11 protein-coding genes are annotated in these 17,392 nt (G+C 32.8%); 10 read left to right on the top strand and 1 reads right to left on the bottom strand.

Annotation, left to right across the window (positions count from 1 at the left end):
- Positions 1–16 precede the first annotated feature (16 nt).
- On the bottom strand, positions 17–805 hold the full coding sequence (locus IRZ99_RS12180) for a glutamate dehydrogenase (RefSeq protein WP_194657516.1): 789 nt from the start codon (positions 803–805) through the stop codon (positions 17–19).
- 324 nt (positions 806–1,129) lie between these two features.
- On the opposite strand from IRZ99_RS12180, the gene gdhA reads away from it, so the two are divergent.
- The 10 genes from gdhA (at position 1,130) to kbl (ending at position 17,375) form a co-directional block, all read left to right on the top strand.
- Positions 1,130–2,473, top strand: a complete 1,344-nt coding sequence (gene gdhA, locus IRZ99_RS12175; RefSeq protein ID WP_194657515.1) for an NADP-specific glutamate dehydrogenase — start codon at positions 1,130–1,132, stop codon at positions 2,471–2,473.
- Between the two features lie 127 nt (positions 2,474–2,600).
- Positions 2,601–4,880 carry a T9SS type A sorting domain-containing protein gene (locus IRZ99_RS12170; RefSeq protein ID WP_194657514.1) on the top strand — a complete coding sequence of 760 codons (2,280 nt, stop codon included), beginning with the start codon at positions 2,601–2,603 and terminating at the stop codon, positions 4,878–4,880.
- Positions 4,881–4,934: 54 nt separating this feature from the next.
- Complete coding sequence (locus IRZ99_RS12165; RefSeq protein ID WP_194657513.1) at positions 4,935–6,368, top strand: MBOAT family protein; 1,434 nt, start codon at positions 4,935–4,937, stop codon at positions 6,366–6,368.
- 3 nt (positions 6,369–6,371) lie between these two features.
- Positions 6,372–7,403, top strand: coding sequence for a hypothetical protein (locus IRZ99_RS12160; protein ID WP_194657512.1), 1,032 nt, complete (start codon positions 6,372–6,374; stop codon positions 7,401–7,403).
- Between the two features lie 84 nt (positions 7,404–7,487).
- Positions 7,488–8,201, top strand: coding sequence for a DNA repair protein RecO (recO, locus tag IRZ99_RS12155; RefSeq protein ID WP_194657511.1), 714 nt, complete (start codon positions 7,488–7,490; stop codon positions 8,199–8,201).
- Between the two features lie 130 nt (positions 8,202–8,331).
- Positions 8,332–11,733 carry an isoleucine--tRNA ligase gene (ileS, locus tag IRZ99_RS12150; protein ID WP_194657510.1) on the top strand — a complete coding sequence of 1,134 codons (3,402 nt, stop codon included), beginning with the start codon at positions 8,332–8,334 and terminating at the stop codon, positions 11,731–11,733.
- Positions 11,734–11,742: 9 nt separating this feature from the next.
- A complete protein-coding gene (locus IRZ99_RS12145; protein ID WP_026983623.1) occupies positions 11,743–12,123 on the top strand; it encodes a TraR/DksA C4-type zinc finger protein in 381 nt (126 codons plus the stop codon).
- 87 nt (positions 12,124–12,210) lie between these two features.
- Positions 12,211–12,807, top strand: a complete 597-nt coding sequence (locus IRZ99_RS12140) for a lipoprotein signal peptidase (protein WP_194657509.1) — start codon at positions 12,211–12,213, stop codon at positions 12,805–12,807.
- Positions 12,808–12,952: 145 nt separating this feature from the next.
- Positions 12,953–16,111 carry an exodeoxyribonuclease V subunit beta gene (locus tag IRZ99_RS12135; RefSeq protein WP_194657508.1) on the top strand — a complete coding sequence of 1,053 codons (3,159 nt, stop codon included), beginning with the start codon at positions 12,953–12,955 and terminating at the stop codon, positions 16,109–16,111.
- Positions 16,112–16,181: 70 nt separating this feature from the next.
- The gene (gene kbl, locus IRZ99_RS12130; protein WP_194657507.1) at positions 16,182–17,375 is read left to right on the top strand and encodes a glycine C-acetyltransferase; all 1,194 of its coding nucleotides are present in this window, start codon (positions 16,182–16,184) and stop codon (positions 17,373–17,375) included.
- Positions 17,376–17,392: the final 17 nt, after the last annotated feature.

The raw sequence follows: 17,392 nt of genomic DNA, 5'->3' as shown, positions 1-17,392 counted from the left end.
ATATTTTGAGTTTTCTTTAAAATTCTAAGTAATGAATGTAACCAACATTCAACCAAACCTGCCAGTCGTTTGCTTTGTTTTCCTTAAAAAGGTCTTTGTTTGGATTTAAACCGTCAACCCAGTCAGAACTAAAAGACTGAAAACGACATTCAAGCATTAAGTCGCTCATTGTTGTTAGTTTGTAATGTACACCTAAGCCCACTGTTGCTGATAAAACAATACCGTTTTCACTTGAAAAACCATATTGACGGCCATCAGATGGGACTAAATATTTTACAGGAGTAGTCTCAATAGTTCCTAATGGTCCAAGCTCTGAGTTCACTTTAGTAGTATAGTAACTTACTAAAAAACCTAAACTTACATACGGACTAAAACTACCAACATTGTTTTCGAAATCATGTATTTTAATAAATGAAAATTCTCCTTGTGCTCCAAGACTCAATATGTTAGATTTTCCATTCATAGCTCTCAATCGTAAAACTCCTATAGTAGGAGGAGTTTTTTCTACCCAACGACCAAAATGTTCAAGATTGGTATTAGTGTAAGTTAGCTCAGATCTGATCTTAACATGTTCTGAAAAAAAAGTTTCATGATTATTATTTGCTGAGAAGTTAATAAAGTGAACTAATCCAATACCAATACCTCTGTTTCCAACATTGGTTTCAAGGTCATGCCTTTCACCATAATCTGATTGAAGAGTAACGGGTCCGAATATTATTCCTACTTCTTGTGCAAAACTTTGCGCATTCGATACAGTTGAAATTCCGATGAAGGCGAATAATGTGAGTATTATAGGTTTAAACATATCTTTGGGGCTTTCAAATCAAGGCAAATATATAAAAAACATGTACGATTCAAAATATAATATTGTTCTATTAAAAAATAAGTAGCAAAATACTTAATTTGTTAACTTTAAGTTGGTTGTTTTGATGTAAATTTAGTAGTGTAAAATGCTATTATTGGTAAAGTTTGAAAATTACACAATTCAACGCCTCAAACTAAAAAAAATCACATTAGATTCGCATTTTGTTATATCTTTGTGTGTTGAAACGAAAACGTTTTCTTAAACGTATTTTCTTATTTAATTGAGCGAAAATTAAAATAATTTATCTGAATAATTTATTTAAAAATGGAACAAAAAATAAATGAATTTATGGCTCTTGTAGAGTCTAAAAATCCGAACGAGCCAGAGTTTCTTCAAGCCGTTAGAGAATTTGCAGAAACGGTAATTCCATTTATTGCAGAACGTAAAAAATACGATGGAAAAAACTTACTTCTGAGAATTGCTGAGCCAGAACGCTCTATAATATTTAGAGTTCCATGGGTTGATGATAAAGGAGAAATAATTGTAAACAGAGGTTTTAGAATTCAAATGAATTCAGCAATCGGACCTTATAAAGGAGGGATTAGATTTCATCACTCTGTTAACCTATCAGTTTTAAAATTCCTTGCTTTTGAGCAGGTTTTCAAAAATAGTTTGACAACACTTCCAATGGGTGGAGGTAAAGGAGGTTCTGATTTTGATCCCGAAGGAAAATCTGATGCTGAGGTAATGCGTTTTTGTCAATCTTTCATGACGGAATTATGTCGTCATATTGGCCCTGATTTAGATGTACCTGCCGGGGATATTGGTGTTGGAGCGAGAGAAATTGGGTATTTATTTGGTCAATATAAGAGAATTAGAAATGAATTTACAGGTGTTTTAACCGGTAAAGGAATTGCTTACGGAGGATCATTAATAAGACCTGAAGCTACAGGATACGGAGTTGTTTATTTTACAGATCAAATGTTGCGTACTATGGGACATGAGATTAAAGGTAAAAGAGTTGCAATTTCCGGATTTGGGAATGTGGCTTGGGGAGTGGCGCTAAAAATAAATGAATTAGGCGGAAAAGTATTGACTATTTCTGGTCCTGACGGATACATTTATGATGAAGATGGAATCTCTGGAGAAAAAATTGAGTATATGCTTGAAATGAGAGCAAGTGGTGATAATAGAGCAGAAAAATATTTGGAGAAATATCCAAATGCTGTTTTCCATAAAGGAAAAAGTCCGTGGGAAGTAAAAGTTGATATTGCAATTCCATGTGCTACTCAAAATGAGTTAAACGGCGAAGATGCTCAAAAATTAATTGACAACGGTGTTTTGTGTGTTACTGAAGCTGCAAACATGCCGTCAACATTAGATGCAATTAAGTTGTTCTTAGACAATAAAGTATTATTTGCTCCAGGAAAAGCGGCTAACGCTGGTGGTGTTGCTGCATCTGGACTTGAAATGACACAAAATTCAATTCGTCTTAACTGGACAAGTGAAGAAGTTGATTTAAGATTAAAAGATATTATGGTTGGAATTCACAACCAATGTAAAAAATACGGTGTTGGTGAAGATGGTTATGTAAACTATGTAAAAGGAGCAAACATTGCTGGATTTGTTAAAGTTGCCGATGCTATGCTTGCACAAGGTGTAGTATAATTTTTATTACAATATAAAAATGCCTTCATTTGTCTTAGGACGAATCGAAGGCATTTTTTATTTATAAAAGAACAAAATTCTAATACTTTCGTTTGTATTATATTTGTCTATCTGAATATATCAAATAATGAAGAAAAGGTTTCTCTATATTTTGTTTTTACTTTTTATGCAATTTAGTTTTGCTCAGAATTTGTCGTGGCAAGGTTATTTTTCATTTAATGAGATAAAAGATGTTTCAGAATCGTCAACAACCGTTTACGCAGCTTCAGAGAATGCTTTGTTTTCTAAAAATGCAGCTACCAGTACGGTAAAAATAACAACTACTGTTGAAGGACTTTCTGGTCAGACCATTTCTGCTGTATATTATAGTGAAGCATTCAAAAAAACAATTGTAGGCTATGAAAATGGTTTAATGATCGTAATCAACGAAACAGATGGTAGTATGCTTAAAAAAGTTGATATTATAAATAAGCAATTAGCTCCAAATCTTAAAAAAATAAATCATTTTATGGAGTATAATGGATTGGTTTATGTTTCTTGTGATTTCGGGATTGTGCAGTTTAATTTGACCACTTTACAATTTGGCGACACCTACTTTATTGGTGATAATGGTGCAGAAATCAGTGTAAAACAAACTGCTTTTTTTAACGGATTTATCTACGCTGCAACTTCAAGTGGTATTAGACGTGCAAATAGTACAAGTCCGAATTTAAATGATTTTAGCCAATGGTCAGTTGTAAATTCTGGCGAATGGTCAAGTGTTGAAACTTTAGATACTGAGCTTATTGCAATTAATACTGTTGGGTATATTCATAGGTTTAATTCAGCTACTTTTGTGGGCTTTGTACAACTTCCACAGCCTTCCGTAGATATGCGGGCAAAGAATCATAATTTGTACATTACGATTCCGAATACAGTTTACGTCTATAACAATCAAATGATTTTAAATCAGCAGATTTCAAACACGGAGGTTTTAGATAATACGCTTAACTTCACGTGTGCGACTGCTATTGGTGACATAATTTATATTGGAACAAAAGAAAAAGGATTGTTTTCGTCTTCTCTTTTAAGTAATGGTACTTTTGAAAATAACACACCAACGGGTCCTGCTCGAAACAACATTTTCTCATTAGATGTAACTCCAAATGTGCTGTGGACGGTTTACGGTGATTATGATTCTTTTTATAATCCATATCCTTTAGATAGTTATGGTGTAAGCAAATACAATACTTCCGGTTGGTTGAATATCCCTTATTCTGAAGTTTATGACGCCAAATCTATGACCAGAATTATTGTAAATCCAACAAATGAAAAGCAGGTTTATGCGAGTTCATTTTTCTCTGGATTATTAAAAATAGAAGATGATGTTCCCAATTTTTTATATGACGAAAAAAATAGTGGTTTAGAATCCATTACTACCGAGGGTCCAAATTATATCGACGTCCGAATAAATGGAACCGCCTTTGATAAAACAGGAAATCTGTGGGTAACCAATAGCCGAATCAAAAACGGATTGAAAGTTTTGAGAACCAATGGCCAATGGGGAAGTTATTCGATGACTTCAATTATTGATGATGCAGAAGCGTCAAGTTATGCTAACATTGTAATTGATAGGAATAGTGTAAAATGGATCGCTACGAATAGAGATGGTGTCGTTGGTTTTAATGAAACAACCAATACATTCAAGAAAATGACATTTGGTGCTGATGCAGGAAATCTTCCAATTGCCGATGTCAGATCAATTGCACTTGATACTAAAAATCAACTTTGGATAGGAACTACAAAAGGATTGCGTGTTTTATCTAATATAAGCAGTTTTCAGAATGATAGTCAATTAAAAGCAAATCCGATTATTATAATGGAAGATAATTTAGCTCAGGAATTACTTTATGAGCAATTCATTACTTCGATCGCCGTTGATGGAGCTAATAATAAATTGATAGGGACTGCCGATTCAGGTGTTTTTATGGTGTCGGCAAATGGCCAGGAAACAAAATATCATTTCACAATTAATAATTCGCCTTTACCAAGCAATGTTATAAACGATATTAAAATTAATAGCACAACGGGAGAAGTTTTTATAGCAACAAATAAAGGGATGATTTCCTTCAAAGGAATTTCAACTGGTGCAAATGAAGATTTAAACAATGTCTATGTGTATCCAAATCCAGTTCGTCCAACCTATTCAGGAACTGTAAAAGTGGCGGGGTTAATTGATAAAGCAAATATTAAAATTACAGATATTGAAGGTAATTTGGTTTATGAAACTACTTCAGAAGGAGGAACAATAGAATGGGACACAACGGCTTTTGGAAGATATAAGGTTGCTTCTGGCGTCTATATGATTTTTATTTCTGCTCAGGATGGAGGAGAAACAAAGGTTAAGAAGGTGATGATAATTCGCTAAAGATTTAAAAATATAGAAAACAATTAATCAAACATAAAATTTTAAACCAATAGAATGCTCTTTAATTCCATAAACTTTGCAATATTTCTGCCAATTGTATTTTTTCTCTATTGGTTTGCGACAAACAAATCATTAAAACTTCAGAATATCTTATTGCTTATATCAAGTTATTTTTTTTATGCTTGTTGGGATTGGAGATTTTTATTTTTATTAATTTTCTCTACACTATTAGATTATTTTACAGGAATCAAGATGTCAGAATCTAAAAATCAAACTGTAAAAAAAATTTGGTTTTGGTTAAGTATATCTGTAAATCTCGGTTTTCTTTGTGTTTTTAAATATTATAACTTTTTTGTTCAATCATTTGCAGATGCCATCTCTAATTTTGGTTTGCATGTAAATCCTTGGACACTAAAAGTAATCTTACCTATCGGGATTTCATTTTACACTTTTCATGGTTTGTCATATTTAATTGATATTTATAAAGGCAGAATAAAAGCCGAAAAGAATATTGTTGATTATTCTGTATTTGTGAGTTTCTTTCCTTTGCTTGTTGCAGGACCTATAGAACGAGCAACTCATCTTTTACCGCAAATTCAGAAAAAAAGGAGTTTTGATTATGATAAAGCGGTTGATGGATTAAGGCAGATTTTATGGGGATTATTTAAAAAAGTTGTAATTGCGGATCAGTGTGCACAATATGTTAATACAATTTTTAATAATTCAGATGAATATTCAGGAAGTACACTTCTGTTAGGCGCAGTGTTTTTTTCGTTCCAGATTTATGGAGACTTTTCGGGTTATTCAGATATCGCAATAGGAGTTGCACGTCTTTTTGGTATCGACTTACTTAAGAATTTTGCTTTTCCTTATTTTTCAAGAGATATTGCAGAGTTCTGGAGAAGATGGCATATTTCTCTTTCTACTTGGTTTAGAGATTACTTATACATTCCGTTAGGCGGAAGTAAAGGAGGGATATGGATTAAAGTTAGAAATACTTTTATTATTTTCTTAGTAAGCGGGTTTTGGCATGGAGCCAATTGGACTTTTATTGTTTGGGGGTTTTTAAATACTTTGTATATTATGCCGTCCATTATTTTTAATACAAATCGCAATAATCTAAATATAGTAGCTCAAGGAAAATATTTGCCAACTATTAAAGAAGTTTTTCAAATCGTTTTAACATTTAGTTTAACTATTCTTGCGTGGGTATTTTTTAGAGCAAATAATATAGAACACGCATTAAGTTATATTTCGGAAATATTTTCAGGTTCATTATTTTCAAAACCAGTAATTATACCGAAAATTTTATTTGTTTTAATTCTAATATTTATTTTAATAGAATGGCTTGGAAGAGAAGAAGAATTTGCCTTAGCAAAATTATCAAAATGGAAGTCGCCATTTAAATATGCATTTTATTATATTATAATAGTTGCAATTTTTGTATTTAGTGGTGAGAAACAACAATTTATTTATTTTCAGTTTTAATTCATGAAAAAATTTATTTTTAAAACATCCTTATTTGTGGTTCCATTTGCATTTCTTTACGTGATTACATCACTATTTTACAGCAACTCTGAATCTCCAGATTTAATACGTTTAGGTTGTTTTCCAAACGTTTTCAAAGAATACCGAAATGTGTTCCATGATGAGTTTAACCGTAAAATTTATTTTAATAAATTTTCAGAAAGAAGAAAGAAAACAGAAAAAATCCTAACTATTGGAGATTCATTTTCTGAGCAGGGTAATTATGGGTATAAAAATTATCTTGCAGAAAAATATGATGTTTTACACATGGACAGAATTATTTCCGGAAATCAAATTCAAACATTATACGGATTGTTAAATGGAGATTTTTTTGAAAAGGAAAATATTGAATATGTTATATTAGAAAATGTAGAGAGAAGTTTTGTCTCTAACGCAAAAAAGATAGATTCTTCAAAAATAATGATGACCTCTCAATTAGATAATTTAGTGCGTAATCATAAACTTCCTAAAGGTAATGATGCAGATGCTTTTTTTTCAAAAAAAACTATCCAATTTCCTTTTTCAATGCTCAGATATTACTTTAGCCAAAACTACTTATCCAATAGATATGTTTACAATGTGGTTCTAAACAGAAATGATTTATTTAGTATTAAGGAGAATAATTTATTGTTTGTTTATAAAGATTTGTCTTGTCTGGAAGAAAATAATGATTTGGTAGGAGTTCAAAATTTAAATAATGTTTTAAATGATTTGTCAAATAAATTGAGAGATAAAAAAGTAAAGCTTATTGTTTTGCCAGCACCAGATAAATATGATCTTTATTATGATTATATTGCTGATAAAACCAATTTTCCACGACCATTGTTTTTTAATCATTTAGGAACTCTTAAAAAAGATTATGTATATATAGATTCAAAGAAAATTTTATCTGCTCAATTAGAAAGTAAAAAAGATATTTATTTTTATGATGATACACATTGGTCTCCAGTTGCTTCTAAAATTATAGTCGATGAAATAAAAAAAGCAATAAATTGATCCAATACAAATCTGATAAGTTTTTGATTTTAAACAAATTACAATCAGTATAGTCGTTATTATGGAGAATTAGAATGTAAATCAATGCAAGTCAAAACAAAAGCAATAGTAATCTCATCCTTAAAATTTCAGGAAAAAAGTCTGATTGTAAAGTGTTTTACGCTTTCAAATGGACTGAAGTCTTATTTTGTGCGAGATGCTTTTTCGAGTCGAAAAGCAAGTCAGAAGATTGCTTATTTTCAGCCCTTTTCGATTTTGGAAATCGAAGCGGTTCATAAAAATAAAGGAACTTTAGAAAATTTTAAAGAAATTAAAACGGCAGTTCCTTTTCAGACTATTCATACTGATGTGGTGAAAAGTACAATTGTAATGTTTCTTTCAGAGATGTTGCATTATTCCATTCAGGAAGAAGAGAAAAACGAATCTCTTTTTGAGTTTTTAGAAACAGCATTGATCTGGTTAGATCATCATGATGAAATAGCTAATTTTCATTTGATCTTGCTTTTGGAAGCAACAAAATATCTTGGTTTTTATCCGGATACTTCTGAAAGTGATTTGCCTTATTTTGAAATGATCGAAGGTATTTTTACGCTTTTTAGCGGAGTAAATTCTTTAACAGAACACGAAACAAATCTTCTAAAAAAACTAATTGATCTAAGATTTGATAACGATCAAAAAGTTTTTCATGTGATCGAAAGACAAATACTGCTGAAAATTCTGATAGATTATTATAGTTTTCATTTGGATGGATTCAAAAAACCTAAATCTTTGGAGGTTTTAAAGGAGGTTTTCTCTTAAATCTTTAAAAAGAGTAATTTTTTTTGCGGAATATACCTGAAATTTCCTTTCAGTACTCTTTTTTCTGTCATCTTTTATCTATTTTCCTCAAAATTCCTTACTTTCGCACCTCGTTTAAGAAAAGGATAAAATGAGCACAAAATTTACTGAATACAAAGGACTTGACTTACCAACAGTAGCGTCAGAAGTTCTTGATTTTTGGAAGAAAGAAAATATATTTGAAAAGAGTGTAACTACTCGCGAAGGTGCAGAGCCTTACGTATTTTTTGAAGGTCCGCCTTCAGCAAACGGATTACCGGGAATTCACCACGTGATGGCGCGTGCGATTAAAGATATTTTTTGCAGATATAAAACTCAAAAAGGTTTTCAGGTAAAAAGAAAAGCTGGATGGGATACTCACGGATTGCCTGTAGAATTAGGTACCGAGAAAGAACTTGGAATTACAAAAGAAGATATTGGCAAAACAATTTCTATCGAAGAATATAACGAAGCGTGTAAAAAAACCGTAATGCGTTATACTGACGTATGGAATGATTTGACTGAAAAAATGGGTTATTGGGTTGATATGGAAGATCCATATGTGACTTATAAACCAAAATACATGGAGTCTGTTTGGTGGCTCTTGAAACAAATCTACGATAAAGGTTTGTTGTACAAAGGATACACGATTCAGCCTTATTCTCCAAAAGCAGGAACAGGATTGTCTTCTCACGAAGTAAATCAGCCTGGAGCTTATAGAGATGTTACAGATACTACGATTGTAGCGCAATTTAAAACTTTACCAGAAACACTTCCAAGCTTTTTACAAGGTTTTGGAGATATTCACATCTTAGCCTGGACGACTACGCCTTGGACATTGCCATCGAATACAGCTTTGACAGTTGGTCCAAAAATCGATTATGTTTTAGTAAAAACATTCAATCAATATACTTTTGAGCCAATTAATGTTGTTTTGGCTAAAAATTTAGTTGGAAAACAATTCGGAAAAGGATTTTTTGCAAGTGAAGATGATGCTGATTTCGACAAAGTAAAAAATGGCGACAAACAACTTCCGTATAAAATTTTAGCAGAAGCGAAAGGTGCGGATTTAGTAGAAATTCGTTACGAACAATTATTACCATACGTATTACCTTATCAAAATGCTGAAAATGCATTTAGAGTAATTGCCGGAGATTTCGTTACTACCGAAGATGGAACAGGAGTTGTACATACCGCTCCGACTTTTGGTGCTGATGATGCTAAAGTTGCTAAAGAAGCTAAGCCGGAAGTACCGCCAATGTTGGTTTTAGATGAAAATGGTACTGCAGTACCATTAGTAGATTTACAAGGAAAATTCACTTCTCGTTTAGGTGATTTGGCTGGTAAATATGTGAAAAACGAATATTACGATGCAGGTCAGGCGCCAGAGCGTTCTGTTGATGTTGAAATTGCTATTCGATTAAAAGAAGAAAATAAAGCCTTTAAGGTTGAAAAATACGTACATAGTTATCCACACAGCTGGAGAACTGATGAGCCGTTATTATATTATCCACTAGACTCTTGGTTCATTAAAGTAACCGATGTAAAAGATAGAATGTTCGACCTGAACGAGACTATCAATTGGAAGCCTAAGTCTACTGGTGAAGGACGTTTTGGAAATTGGTTGAAAAATGCCAACGACTGGAATTTATCTCGTTCTAGATATTGGGGTATTCCGTTGCCAATTTGGAGAACAGAAGATAAAAAAGAAGAAGTTCTTATTGGTTCTGTTGAAGAATTGTACAATGCGATTGAAAAATCTATTGAAGCTGGTTTTCAAAAAGAAAATCCATTCAAAGGTTTTGAAATCGGAAATATGTCTGAAACAAATTATGATTTAATCGACTTGCATAAAAATGTAGTAGATCAAATTACTTTAGTTTCGGCTTCAGGCCAGCCAATGAAACGTGAGAGCGATTTAATTGATGTTTGGTTTGATTCGGGAGCAATGCCTTACGCCCAATGGCATTATCCTTTTGAGAATAAAGATAAAATTGACGAGAATAAAGATTTCCCTGCGAATTTCATCGCTGAAGGTGTAGATCAGACTCGTGGATGGTTCTACACGTTACACGCTATCGGAACTTTGGTTTTTGATAAAGTAGCGTATAAAAACGTAGTTTCAAATGGTTTGGTTCTGGATAAGAATGGACAGAAGATGTCGAAACGTTTAGGAAACGCGACTGATCCTTTTGAAACAATTGCAGAATATGGCCCTGATGCCACACGTTGGTATATGATTTCAAACGCAAATCCGTGGGACAACTTAAAATTTGATATTGAAGGAATTGCTGAGGTTCGTCGTAAATTCTTCGGAACTTTATACAACACTTACTCTTTCTTTTCGTTATATGCGAATATCGATGGGTTTAAATACGCTGAAGCGGAAATTCCGTTAAACGAAAGACCTGAAATCGATCAATGGATTATCTCTGAATTACATTCTTTAATCAAATTTGTTGATGAATGTTATGAAGATTATGAGCCTACGAAAGCAGCAAGAGCTATTTCTGACTTCGTTCAGGAAAACTTAAGTAACTGGTATGTTCGTTTGTGTCGTCGTCGTTTCTGGAAAGGAGAATATGCTCATGATAAAATTGCAGCCTATCAAACGCTTTATACTTGTTTATTAACAATAAGCAAATTAAGCGCTCCGATTGCTCCTTTTTTCATGGATAAATTGTACCGAGATTTAACGAGTTCTACAGGATCTGAGCAATATAGCAGTGTTCACTTGGCTGAGTTCCCAAAATTTGTCGAAAACTTTGTTAATAAAACGTTAGAGAGTAAAATGCAGAAGGCGCAAACGATCTCTTCTTTGGTTTTATCGCTTCGTAAAAAGGAAATGATAAAGGTTCGTCAACCTTTGCAAAAGGTAATGATTCCGGTACTTGACGAAAATCAGAGAGCTGAAATTGAAGCTATTTCTGACTTGGTAAAAGCCGAAGTAAACGTGAAAGAAATTGAACTTTTAGATGATGCTTCTGGTATTTTGGTGAAGCAAATCAAGCCTAATTTTAAAGCTTTAGGTCCACGTTTTGGAAAAGATATGGGTCTGATTTCCAAAGAAATACAAGCTTTTTCAGCGGATCAGATTAACCAGTTAGACAAGCAGGGAGCGCTAGATATTGTTATTGCTGGAAAAAATGTAACTTTATCACTAGAAGACGTCGAAATAACATCGCAAGATATTGAAGGGTGGTTGGTTGCAAATTCAAACGGAATTACGGTTGCGCTTGATATTACAATCACTGAAGAATTGAAAAACGAAGGAATCGCGAGAGAATTGGTAAACAGAATTCAAAATATCCGTAAAGATTCTGGATTTGAAGTTACTGATAAGATTAAGGTTCAAATAAAAAGAAGTGGTTTATTAGAAGAAGCCATTCTTAAAAATGAAGACTATATTAAGTCTGAGACATTAACAGATGATTTGGTTTTTGTTGACGCTTTAGAAAACGGCACAGAAATTGAGTTTGATGATATTAAAACTGTGATATTAATTTCAAAATAATATAATAAAATGATAGATGAAATTACAAGATACTCTGATGCTGATTTAGCAGAGTTCAAAGAAATAATTCAAAATAAAATACAAAAAGCACAAGCCGATCTGGATTTAATTAAAAGTGCTTACATGAATGATTTGAATAACGGAACTGATGATACTTCTCCAACTTTTAAAGCATTTGAAGAAGGAAGCGAAACAATGTCTAAAGAAGCGAACTCGCAGTTGGCTATCAGACAGGAAAAGTTTATACGCGATCTGAAAAATGCATTATTCCGTGTTGAGAATAAAACATACGGTATCTGTAAAGTAACAGGTAAATTAATCAGCAAAGAAAGGCTTAAAATCGTTCCTCATGCTACAATGAGTATCGAAGCTAAAAACTTGCAACGATAATATTTGTAAATTACAAAAGAATTAACGCTCCTTTAGGAGCGTTTTTTTTGATTAAATTATTACTTTTGCGCATCAAAAACCCATAAGATGTCATTACGAAAAGCGTATCTCCTTATATTTTTAGTTTTACTTGTTGATCAGATTTCAAAAATCTATGTGAAAACCAATTTTATTTTAGGAGAAGAAGTTCAAGTTTTCAATTGGTTTAAAATTCATTTTATTGAAAATGAAGGAATGGCATGGGGAACAAAAATTCCGGGAGAATATGGGAAATTAATTTTAACTGTTTTTAGAATTTTTGCTGTTTTCGGAATTGGGTACTGGTTGGCTGATGCTATAAAAAAGCGTCATTCTACTTATTTGATTGTTGCAATTGCTTTGATCTTTGCAGGAGCAGCCGGAAACATTTTGGATTCTGTTTTCTACGGAGTAATTTTTGATGACAGCACACATAATTTGGCAACCATTTTTTCACCTACTCCATACGGTACATGGTTTCATGGTTTAGTGGTAGATATGTTTTACTTTCCAATTTGGGAAGGTAATCTGCCAGCCTGGATGCCTGTCTTTGGAGGTAAGCATTTTATGTTTTTTAATGCTATTTTTAATGTTGCCGATATGGCGATTTCTACAGGTGTTGGTATTTTGCTTGTTTTTAATAAAAGAGCATTTCCAAAACACTAAACTTACTTTTTAAAATATTAAAAATAAATAAATTCCAAATTCCAATATTTAAAGTGCTCCTTGCATGTAAATATTGGAATTTGGAATTTTGTATTATTGGGATTTGATATTTATTGGCTATTTTTACAACAGTAAAACCAAACTTATGCAAAGTCCGTCTTTCTCTATTTATGATGCCTCCGCAGGTTCTGGAAAGACTTATACTTTGGTGAAAGAATATCTTAAGATTATTCTTTCTTCTCCTAGAAATGATGCCTATCGTAATATTCTGGCAATAACTTTCACCAATAAAGCGGTTCATGAAATGAAAAGCCGTATTGTTGGAAGTTTATCTGAGTTTGCCAAAGATGATCCCTCGGCGAAAGCCATGGATTTAATGGAAGACTTATCCCGTGACACAGGTCTTTCAGTAATTAAAATCAAAATAAAATCTCAAAATATTATTAAGCACCTAATACATAATTATGCTGCTTTTGATATTTCTACAATTGATAAATTCACGCACAAAGTAATTCGGGCTTTTGCTCATGATTTAAATTTGCCAATGACTTTTGAGGTAACGCTGGATACCGAGAATTTATTGGTAGAAGCTGTTGATGCAATTATTGCACAGGCCGGTCAAGATGAAACTTTGACAAAATTGCTGATTGATTTTACGATGGAAAAAACCGACGATGATAAGAGTTGGGATGTTTCGCGTGAGATTTTAGAAACAGGAAGATTGGTTTTAAATGAAAACAATCGGAACGAAATTGTTCATTTTAATGATAAGTCGATCGAAGAATTCGTTGCCATTAAAAAGAAAATGTCAATTTTATGCGCTGATTTAGAAAAAGAGAATGCTGAATTAGCGTCTCAGGCTCTGGCTTTAATTGATAAAAATGGCATCGATTTAAAATCATTTTCAAGAGGAACTTTTCCAAATCATCTTGAAAGTATTCGCGAAGGTAAATTCAATCCAAGAAATAAAACTTTTCATGAGTTTGATGATATCGCTATTAATAAAACGGCGAGTGATCGTGCGTTGATTGAAAATATTATTCCAGAACTGCTTTTGACTTTAGAAAAGATTTATAAAAATTTTGAAAAAAGAGATTTCTATAAAGCTTTTTTAAAAAATATAACACCACTTTCGTTACTGAATACAGTAAGTAATGAGTTGTCTAAAATTCAATCAGAGCAAAATATTTTATCTATTTCTGAATTTAATGCCATTATTCATCGTGAAATTCAGAACCAGCCGGCACCTTTTATTTATGAGCGTTTAGGCGAAAGATATCGTCATTTTTTTATTGACGAATTTCAGGATACTTCTGAAATGCAATGGCAAAATTTAATCCCACTTATTGATAATGCGCTTTCGGGTCAGGATGATTTTGGTAACAAAGGAACTTTGATGATTGTCGGGGATCCAAAACAATCTATTTATCGTTGGCGTGGAGGAAAAGCAGAACAATTTATTGAATTAGGCAAGGATTCAAATCCGTTTAATAATCCGGAAAAAGTAATTAAACATTTAGATACAAATTACAGGAGTTATAGCGAGGTAATTGATTTTAATAATGCTTTTTTTAAGCTGATTTCGACTGAATTTTCTAATGAGGACTATAAAGATTTGTATGAAAATCATAGTCATCAGAAATCTAATTCAAAAAAAGGGGGATATGTCAATATTTCTTTTTTGCCAATAATTGAAAAGAATGATTTTGCTGATGAGGAAGAGGTTGTTGAAAAATCAGATTTATATGTTTTAGCAACTTTAAATACAATTCAGAAAGTGCTTCGTGATGGTTTTGAATATAGGGATATAGTAGTTTTAACCCGAAAAAGAGACCAGGGAATTGCTATTGCGAATTATTTAACGGAGCAAAATATTCCGCTTTTGTCCTCGGAAACTTTAATGATTCAGAATGCAACTGAAGTCCGGTTGATTATTCATTTATTAAAGTATCTCAATAATAGTATTGATTTGGAGGCTAAAGCTAATTTTCTTCATTTCCTGGCAACAACAAAAGAGCTTGATATGCCAATTCATGATTTTATAGCTGCCGGAATGGGGCATAGAAATGAAAATGAGTTTGAAAAATGGCTCTTGACTTTTGATGTTTCGCTTTCTTTTGAGGATGTTCGAAAAAAATCACTTTATGAAGCTGTTGAGATTATCATTTCTAAATTTGTTCTTTCGTCAGAAGGAAATGCTTATGTGCAATATTTTCTGGATATTGTTCTAGAGCGCGATATTAGAAATCAGGCTGGAATTGCAGATTTTTTAAGTTATTGGGATAAAAACGGAGAGAAATTTAGTATTCCGTCTCCGGAAGGAAATAATGCTGTTCGAATTATGACGATTCACAAATCTAAAGGTTTGGAATTTCCTGTTGTAATTATGCCTTTTGCAGAAGAAGATTATAGCAGAAAGCCAAAAGATAAATTATGGCTTGACGCGGAAGATCCTGATTTAGGCGTTCCGAAGGCTCTGATTGATAATAGCAGCGCCGTTGAAGGTTTTGGGGAAAGTGCTTCTGCTGTTTTTAATTTGAAAAAACAAGAAGAATTGCTGGATAATATTAATGTTTTGTATGTGGCATTAACGCGTGCGGAAGAGCAATTGTATGTGATTTCTCAAACTATAAAAGAAAGGAAAGATGGTAAGTTTCCTGGTAATATGGCTTCTTTTTTTATTAAATATTTGATAAACAAAGGGGTTTATGAGCCTGAAAAGCCGGAATACGAATTTGGAAGCCGAACAAAACTTTCTCCTACAGGTAAAACATTAGATTTGGTAAAGACAATCCCGATTGTTTCAGAAGTTTTGAATCCGAAAAATATTAAAATAGCTCAGAAAGAATCTTTGATGTGGGGAACGCATCAGCAAGAAGCGATTTCGTATGGAAATGTAGTTCATGAGATTTTGGCATTTGTAAAAGACAAATCAGATGTTGAGTTGGCGGTTACAAAAGCAATCGAGAACGGTTTGATAACATTTGATCAAACGGAGAAAGTTTTGAAAACACTTCATGAAATTGTTTCGCATCCTGAGTTAAGTGTATGTTTTGATGGAAACAATAATGTTCTTACCGAACAAACTATAGTTCAAAAGGAAGGAAGGATCTTAAAACCAGACAGAATTGTTTTGACTGAAAATAAAGAAGCTTATTTGTTAGATTATAAAACGGGAGCTATAAATTCGAAATATACACAGCAAATTCAAGAGTATCAGGATGCAATTGAAGATTTAGGTTATAAAGTGTTAAAAAGAGCTTTAGTATACATTGGAACCGAAATCGATGTAGTAAATTTGTGAAAAAATTAATCAGTTGTTAATGGCTTATGTGAGGTAAGTTGTTAATTTTTAACATATTAAATATAGTAAAATGTACGGTAAAATTAAAGAGCATTTGCAAAACGAATTGCAAACAATTGAAGAAAGCGGAATTTTTAAGAAAGAACGCATCATAACTTCAGAACAAGGAGCGGAAATCACTATTTCTACTGGAGAAAAAGTTTTAAATTTTTGTGCCAATAATTATTTAGGACTATCTTCTCATCCTGAGGTTGTTCAGGCCGCTAAAGATACAATGGATTCACATGGTTTTGGAATGTCATCTGTTCGATTTATTTGTGGAACACAGGATATTCATAAAACACTTGAGAAAAAAATTGCTGATTTTTATGGAACGGAAGACACCATATTATATGCTGCGGCTTTTGATGCAAATGGTGGAGTCTTTGAACCTTTATTGGGAGAAAACGATGCAATTATTTCAGATAGTTTAAATCATGCTTCTATTATAGATGGAGTGCGTTTGTGTAAAGCAGCTCGTTATCGCTATGAAAATAGTAATATGGAAGATTTGGAGCAACAATTAATAAAAGCAAATGAAGCTGGAGCTCGTTTTAAATTAATCGTTACTGATGGAGTGTTCTCTATGGACGGCCTTGTAGCGCCATTGGATAAAATTTGCGATTTGGCTGATAAATATAATGCTATGGTTATGGTAGACGAATGTCATGCTGCAGGATTCATTGGTGCGACTGGTAAAGGTACTCTGGAGGCAAAAGGTGTAATGGGGAGAGTAGATATCATAACAGGTACACTTGGTAAAGCATTAGGTGGTGCAATGGGTGGATATACAACAGCAAAGAAAGAAATTGTTGAATTACTGCGTCAGCGTTCAAGACCTTATTTGTTTTCAAATTCACTGGCGCCTGCTATTGTTGGGGCTTCAATTAAAGTTTTTGAGTTGCTGGAAAAAGACACCTCATTAAGAGATAAATTAGAGTGGAATACTAATTACTTTAAGGAAGGAATGAAAAAAGCTGGCTTTGATATTATTGATGGCGATTCTGCAATTGTTCCTGTCATGTTATATGATGCTAAATTATCTCAAAATATGGCAAACGAACTTTTAAAAGAAGGAATTTATGTAATTGGTTTTTTCTTTCCTGTAGTTCCAAAAGAGAAAGCAAGAATTAGAGTTCAGTTATCTGCCGCGCACTCTAAAGAGCACCTAGACAAGGCAATAAGTGCATTTAAAGTTGTCGGACAAAAGTTAAAAGTTATATAATTCCCATTTTAAATAAT

The sequence above is a fragment of the Flavobacterium sp. LC2016-12 genome (genome assembly GCF_015351595.1).
Taxonomy (GTDB): domain Bacteria; phylum Bacteroidota; class Bacteroidia; order Flavobacteriales; family Flavobacteriaceae; genus Flavobacterium.
Note: the sequence above shows the minus strand (reverse complement) of the source record. Positions and strands in the feature narration are given on the sequence as shown.

Bases quoted from the DNA above. Each gene is read 5' to 3' on its own strand.
- IRZ99_RS12180 (WP_194657516.1), bottom strand. From the start codon at position 805: ATGTTTAAACCTATAATACTCACATTATTCGCCTTCATCGGAATTTCA.
- gdhA (WP_194657515.1), top strand. From the start codon at position 1,130: ATGGAACAAAAAATAAATGAATTTATGGCTCTTGTAGAGTCTAAAAAT.
- IRZ99_RS12170 (WP_194657514.1), top strand. From the start codon at position 2,601: ATGAAGAAAAGGTTTCTCTATATTTTGTTTTTACTTTTTATGCAATTT.
- IRZ99_RS12165 (WP_194657513.1), top strand. From the start codon at position 4,935: ATGCTCTTTAATTCCATAAACTTTGCAATATTTCTGCCAATTGTATTT.
- IRZ99_RS12160 (WP_194657512.1), top strand. From the start codon at position 6,372: ATGAAAAAATTTATTTTTAAAACATCCTTATTTGTGGTTCCATTTGCA.
- recO (WP_194657511.1), top strand. From the start codon at position 7,488: ATGCAAGTCAAAACAAAAGCAATAGTAATCTCATCCTTAAAATTTCAG.
- ileS (WP_194657510.1), top strand. From the start codon at position 8,332: ATGAGCACAAAATTTACTGAATACAAAGGACTTGACTTACCAACAGTA.
- IRZ99_RS12145 (WP_026983623.1), top strand. From the start codon at position 11,743: ATGATAGATGAAATTACAAGATACTCTGATGCTGATTTAGCAGAGTTC.
- IRZ99_RS12140 (WP_194657509.1), top strand. From the start codon at position 12,211: ATGTCATTACGAAAAGCGTATCTCCTTATATTTTTAGTTTTACTTGTT.
- IRZ99_RS12135 (WP_194657508.1), top strand. From the start codon at position 12,953: ATGCAAAGTCCGTCTTTCTCTATTTATGATGCCTCCGCAGGTTCTGGA.
- kbl (WP_194657507.1), top strand. From the start codon at position 16,182: ATGTACGGTAAAATTAAAGAGCATTTGCAAAACGAATTGCAAACAATT.